A 2,267-nucleotide genomic window follows, 5' to 3' on the forward strand; every position below is an offset into this window, starting at 1 on the left:
GTCGAAGCTGAGAATCTAAGCGCCGGTAAACGGCGGTGGTAACTATAACCATCCTAAGGTAGCGAAATTCCTTGTCGGGTAAGTTCCGACCTGCACGAATGGCGTAACGACTTCCCCGCTGTCTCAACCACAGGCCCGGCGAAATTGCAGTACGAGTAAAGATGCTCGTTTCGCGCAGCAGGACGGAAAGACCCCGGGACCTTCACTATAGCTTGGCATTGGCGCTTGGAGCGTCTTGTGTAGGATAGGTGGGAGACTGTGAAGCCGGCACGCTAGTGTTGGTGGAGTCGCTGGTGAAATACCACTCTGGTCGTTTTGAGTGTCTAACCCGCACCCGTGGATCCGGGTGGGGGACAGTGCCTGGTGGGTAGTTTAACTGGGGCGGTTGCCTCCCAAAGAGTAACGGAGGCGCCCAAAGGTTCCCTCAGCCTGGTTGGTCATCAGGTGGTGAGTGCAAGGGCACAAGGGAGCTTGACTGTGAGACCGACGGGTCGAGCAGGTGCGAAAGCAGGGCCTAGTGATCCGGCACCGACGTGTGGAAGTGGTGTCGCTCAACGGCTAAAAGGTACCCCGGGGATAACAGGCTGATCTTCCCCAAGAGTCCATATCGACGGGATGGTTTGGCACCTCGATGTCGGCTCGTCGCATCCTGGGGCTGGAGTAGGTCCCAAGGGTTGGGCTGTTCGCCCATTAAAGCGGCACGCGAGCTGGGTTTAGAACGTCGCGAGACAGTTCGGTCCCTATCCGCTGCGCGCGTAGGAGAATTGCGAGGATCTGTCCCTAGTACGAGAGGACCGGGACGGACGGACCTCTGGTGTGCCAGTTGTCCCGCCCGGGGCACGGCTGGTTGGCTACGTTCGGTAGGGATAACCGCTGAAAGCATCTAAGCGGGAAGCCTTCCTTTAGATGAGTTCTCCCTCCCACGTAAGTGGGGTAAGGCTCCCAATAGACGATTGGGTTGATAGGCCGGAGATGGAAGCGCGGTAACGTGTGGAGTCGACCGGTACTAATAGGCCGAGTGGCTTGAACACACGATACGTTCAAACCAATCGCTGCATGAAAAGTTGTTCGCGTCCCTGTGTGGTTCCCAGAAAACAAACGGGAACCGCTACAAAAGAATCAGCTGAGCCTTGAGCTCGGACGAAGACTTCCCGCACCCTTCGAGGGTGGCCCGGGAGATGGTCGTCCGGTGGTTATGGCGAAGGGGAAACACCCGGTCCCATCCCGAACCCGGAAGTTAAGCCCTTCAGCGCCGATGGTACTGCACGGGAGACTGTGTGGGAGAGTAGGACGCCGCCGGACTCATTTTTGGTCGAGGGTCGCCGCGATTTATCGAGGCGGCCCTCGACGCATGTCTGGGACCTGCCAAAGTAGGCTGGCAAGGGTCCACATGAACCACGAGAACAGTGACGGACGTGATGAGCGCGGAAGAGGACGGCCGCAGCGACGACAACCGCGGGCGGCGGGACAGGAACGGGGAGCAGGGCAAGGCTCCCCGTCGTGGAGACAACGCCCGCGGTGGGCCTCGACAGGGCGCCGGTGGTCCGCGCGGGAACTCCTCGCGTGACGGGGGACCGCGGGGCGACCGCGGTGGCCGTCCATCGGGCGGCGGTAACTGGCGGGACCGCCAGGGCGGACAGCGTGACGACCGTCGTCAGGGCGGCCGGCCGCCGTTCCAGCGGTCCGACGACCGGCGCGGCGGCCCCGGCGAGGACCGCGGTGAACGCCGTTTCGGCGGCCCCCGCAACGGCGGTGGCCAGGGGCGCCCCCAGGGACGTGGCTTCCAGGGGCGGCCGCAGGACCGTGACGACCGCCGTCCCCGCCGTTTCGAGAACGAGCAGCGCGGTGGCGAGCAGCGTTCCGGCGGGTTCAACCGCGACGACCGCCGTCCCCGCCGCTCCGACGACGAGCGTCCTCGCCGGTTCAACGAGGGCCGCGGCGGTGAGCAGCGCTCCGGTGGGCGCCAGTTCAACGACGACCGTCGGCCCGGTGGCCGCCGGTACGAGACCGACCGCGACGACCGTCGTCCCCGTCGTTTCGAGAACGAGGGCGACGACCGCCGTCCTCGCAGGTTCGAGAACGAGCAGGGTGGCGGCGACCGCCGTTCCGGCGGCTTCAACCGTGACGACCGTCGTCCTCCGCGTCGCTTCAACGACGCGCAGGGTGGCGGCGACCGCCGTTCCGGCGGCTTCAACCGTGACGACCGTCGTCCCCCGCGTCGCTCCAACGACGAGCGAGGTGGTGAGCAGCGTTCGGGCGGGTTCAAC

2 rRNA genes and 1 pseudogene are annotated in these 2,267 nt (G+C 64.4%); all 3 read left to right on the forward strand.

The window, feature by feature from the left end:
- Positions 1–1,031: ribosomal RNA gene (locus HNR61_RS33395) — 23S ribosomal RNA — on the forward strand; the annotation flags it as partial.
- A 154-nt stretch (positions 1,032–1,185) separates the two neighbouring features.
- A 5S ribosomal RNA gene (gene rrf / locus HNR61_RS33400) occupies positions 1,186–1,302 on the forward strand.
- A 339-nt stretch (positions 1,303–1,641) separates the two neighbouring features.
- Positions 1,642–2,267, forward strand: a pseudogene (locus HNR61_RS46990) (hypothetical protein); the annotation flags it as partial.

Source organism: Actinomadura kijaniata, assembly GCF_014138665.1.
Classification (GTDB): domain Bacteria; phylum Actinomycetota; class Actinomycetes; order Streptosporangiales; family Streptosporangiaceae; genus Spirillospora; species Spirillospora kijaniata.